Source organism: Cyanobacteriota bacterium (genome assembly GCA_025054735.1).
Classification (GTDB): Bacteria; Cyanobacteriota; Cyanobacteriia; order SKYG9; family SKYG9; genus SKYG9.
In genome coordinates, this window is sequence record JANWZG010000398.1 from 1 (window position 1) to 3,624 (window position 3,624).

General features: G+C 45.7%; 5 protein-coding genes. 2 read left to right on the forward strand and 3 right to left on the reverse strand.

The window, feature by feature from the left end; translation table 11 throughout:
* The coding region (locus NZ772_15735; protein ID MCS6815006.1) for a hypothetical protein at positions 1-554 on the forward strand (554 nt) is incomplete at its 5' end.
* 364 nt (positions 555-918) lie between these two features.
* Here NZ772_15735 and NZ772_15740 read toward each other — a convergent pair.
* Both NZ772_15740 and NZ772_15745 read right to left on the reverse strand, forming a co-directional pair.
* The gene (locus NZ772_15740) at positions 919-1,068 is read right to left on the reverse strand and encodes a DUF29 domain-containing protein (GenBank protein ID MCS6815007.1); all 150 of its coding nucleotides are present in this window, start codon (positions 1,066-1,068) and stop codon (positions 919-921) included.
* Positions 1,069-1,233: 165 nt separating this feature from the next.
* The gene (locus tag NZ772_15745; GenBank protein MCS6815008.1) at positions 1,234-1,698 is read right to left on the reverse strand and encodes a nucleotidyltransferase domain-containing protein; all 465 of its coding nucleotides are present in this window, start codon (positions 1,696-1,698) and stop codon (positions 1,234-1,236) included.
* A gap of 765 nt (positions 1,699-2,463) precedes the next feature.
* Between NZ772_15745 and NZ772_15750 the strand changes: the two genes are divergently transcribed.
* Positions 2,464-2,688: a replication restart DNA helicase PriA gene (locus NZ772_15750; GenBank protein ID MCS6815009.1), complete on the forward strand. Its 225-nt coding sequence runs from the start codon at positions 2,464-2,466 to the stop codon at positions 2,686-2,688.
* Here NZ772_15750 and rlmN read toward each other — a convergent pair.
* On the reverse strand, positions 2,652-3,624 hold a 973-nt coding region (gene rlmN / locus NZ772_15755; protein MCS6815010.1), incomplete at its 5' end, for a 23S rRNA (adenine(2503)-C(2))-methyltransferase RlmN. The genes NZ772_15750 and rlmN overlap by 37 nt on opposite strands.

Here is a 3,624-nt window from a genome sequence, read left to right on the forward strand (position 1 = left end):
AAGACTGTGACGTGCCAAACCACCAATCTGGTTCAGGGTTGCGCTCGCTGCTGGCGGATTTTCTCTGGGGTGAACGTAGTCCAGCTCTGGTAGCGATCGCAGTTAATCTCACAATTGCAGGGGTCATGGTTTCGCTGTGGATTCTACTCAATTGGCCCTGGTGGACAAATTACTACAATGGTGAGCATCTGATTCCTGGCATTGCTACTGTTTGGCTGACGTTCGGCATAATTCTGATTTGTGCTGCGATCGCCCAGCGGCTGTTACTGCTACAAACCCCTAAGCGTGCCCTGTGGGCCATGGGGATTGTGGGTGCAGTAGTTATCTTGCCGCCGATCGTGTTTAGCCTGTTGTCAATGGATCCTGCAACCATTCCGGAACCATGGGTGCTGACGGCATTTCCCTGGGTAGCGTTTGAAAACCTAGCCCTGGTGACGGTTGCTTTAGGGGCATTGGGTCAAGTGATAACCATGGGCTGGGTAACCATGACGATTCATCGACAACTGCGGCAAGCCGGAGCTTCTACCACGAAGGCGCTCATGTCTGCTGCCTAGGGATTGCCCATTTAGAGAATGAGACAGTTGTGGACTTAGTTGTGACCTGTATCGTGCAGACCATATTGGATGAATATCACGTTTGCCCTCATTCCTCTTCTCCACTCACAGCTAAGCAACTATGCACTTTTATCCCCTGTTGATGGTTTATCCCCTGTTGATGGGGCTGACAGATAAACTCTAGTCCACTGGTGTGCTTTAGGGTGCTAAAGTCTAGATTCGTGGTGTCCTGAATCGTGAGGACAACTGCTTGTTAGTTGGCTCACGTAACTATGCTGGGTCGATGACTTGATAAGGATGGGTTCTGGCTTCACCCGCTCATTTCTAGTCGTTGTCCAAAGCTTACTGAAATCAACGCTACGAACTATTCTGGCGGCCAAGGGAGCCAGTCTTCATCTAGGGCTTGTTCCAGAGTAAATTCAGGTTCCTCAGGCATCAAACGCCCATTCAACTCACTCGCATTGAGAAATAGGTTTCTGGCATTTTTGTATTGCTTGGTGAAAACATCTTGCAAAAATGACTTTAAGTTAGGGCTTGTCTCTAGCCCTTCCTGAAATACGTAATCTAAAGTTGATGACCTCCCGCTTCCAACTGCGCAGGCACATTTCTCGCTCAACTTTCCAATACTTGCTATCGAAATCAACATTTCTTGGATTGCATTAGCAAAATAATTGCATCTTTATCCCTCAACATAAATCAATGTTGCCGACCCTAAGACATTTTTCCTGCGATTTTGGGTGTGGCTAGCCATAACCTCAGAAAACATAACTAAATCTGCAGGGCGAGCGCACGGTTCTTCCAGTTCTACCTTCATTCTTACTCTGCGTAATAAGCTCATATTTGTATTCGGGCGATCACAAAACAGGAAATCTACATCCCTCTCACTCTGGCGAAAGTCTTCCCGCAGAATCGAACCAAACGCTGCTAACTCCGCAATGTGCCATTTTTGGCAAAACTCAGCAATTTGTTTAGGGGTCATCTGCAATCGCCCGTAAATCTTCTGCATTGGCATTGCCCATTCGGCAATATCCACCTCGCGGCGGTTGCCATACTCGTCAACGATGCTGCTAAACCAAGCTCTTTGTAGGGTGAAATGGATGTAGTAATTGGTGATACATGCGGGGCGATCGTCACCAAAGTGCAAATGTGGAAGCTACTAGGAATCAGGATTAACGTTTATTCAAGAGAATGTATTGTCCAGAAATTCGCTGTATGATGGCCAGACTTGGGGTCTGATACAGTGACGAGTGTCCATTGGGGTCTGACACAGTGACGAGTGTCTAGATGGACTAGTGAAATTGGGATGAGCATATGTATTGCCCAATAAAAATATTCTCTTACAGTTCCTTCCAAAACATTGCAGTTCCTTCTAACTACAATGCTGCTGCATAGAATTACGGACTTAATTAGGAGTACTGAGTTGCTAAGATAACACAAACTACATGTGTAAAACCCTGCGATGTATACCCTGCAACGATTTTTGAAAATTACATCTCTACGAAACAAAACTTATACAAAATCAACCAATGAATTATTAATTAAATCTTAATTTATTTCGTCGTAATTTACTCTTGTTAGTAAGGATAGTAACGATCGCTATTGACGCTCTCCTTAGACATAAGTGTTACGAAAACTCTGTAACTCAAGCTACATTAAATATTCATAATCTGCTCACCACACTAAAAGTAATATAGATTTCATTGATCCCTATTGTGTAGCTCTCTATTTTTCTCGAAGTTTTGTATTGTCATTTCCACTTAATCTAGACATAATCAAAACAGTTAAGTCCAATGCTTCACTCTTTATTACAGCTTTGTAATTTAAGCTACGTTTTATTGCAGTGAATTAATTGGCTAGTGAATAGATAAAGAATTTACGCAGACTAACCGATAGATAGGAGCCACTTAAAATGCAGTCAGTACAAGTAATCCGTTGCCCAAATTGCGGCAGTCTTGCAGAGCGACACTATTTTCAAGACAGCGAGCTAGTCCGTACTCAGTGTGACAGTTGTGACTATTTGCTAGTGACCTGCGATCGTACTGGTCAAGTAATTGAGGCCTATGCTCCTGGACTTTGTTTGACTCAAGTTCGGGCTAGCTACGTATTTCGTGCAACCTGTGAAGCCCTGAGTTGACCACAGGCTGCATCAGCCGATAACCCCCTAGACTGTCGAACACTAGCGGCAATATGCCGAGTTTCTAAAATCTGGAGAAATGCTTGGATGCGCTTAGGGCTAGGCCGCTTATAGTCAACCTCATGAATCGGGTTGTAGGGGATCAAGTTGACATGACTTTGGAAGCCACGTAGGCGATCAGCTAACTCTAAGGCATGGTCAGGTTGGTCATTGACATCGGCTAGGACAATATATTCAAAGGTCACACGTCGCCCCGTTACTTGAACATAGTCCCTACATTCCGCGAGCAAGGCCTCTAGGGGATAATGTTTAGCACTAGGAATGAGCTGTTCCCTCAGTGCTTGGTTAGGAGCATGAAGACTCACAGCCAGAGTAACCTGTAGCTGGTAGTGGGCAAATTGGCGGATATGGTTGGGTATGCCAACCGTGGAGACAGTCATAAAGCGTTGTCCAATGCCTACATCACGATTCAGCGATCGTAGCGCTGACACCACATTAGCCGTATTCAACAGGGGTTCCCCCATGCCCATAAACACTACATTACTGACCCGCTGTTGAAACTCTTCTTGCACCGTTAACACCTGATCAATGATTTCAGCAGGTGTAAGATTGCGAACATAGCCACCTTTACCTGTTGCACAAAAGTTACAGGCCATCGGACAGCCCACTTGAGAGGAAACACAGACCGTTAGCCGCTTAGCTGTAGGAATTCCTACAGTTTCAATGATTTGACCATCAGCTAGCTGAAGCAGAAACTTGATGGTACCATCCTTTGCAATTACCTTGCGATACTGGGAGGAGCGGCCAACAGTAACATCGGCCAACGCTAGCCGCCAAGCCTTTGGGAAGACAGAAATCTCCTCCAGGGAGCGTGTTCCCCGCTGATAAATCCACTGGTGCAGTTGTTGGCCGCGATACGCTGGCTGACCCTGCTGA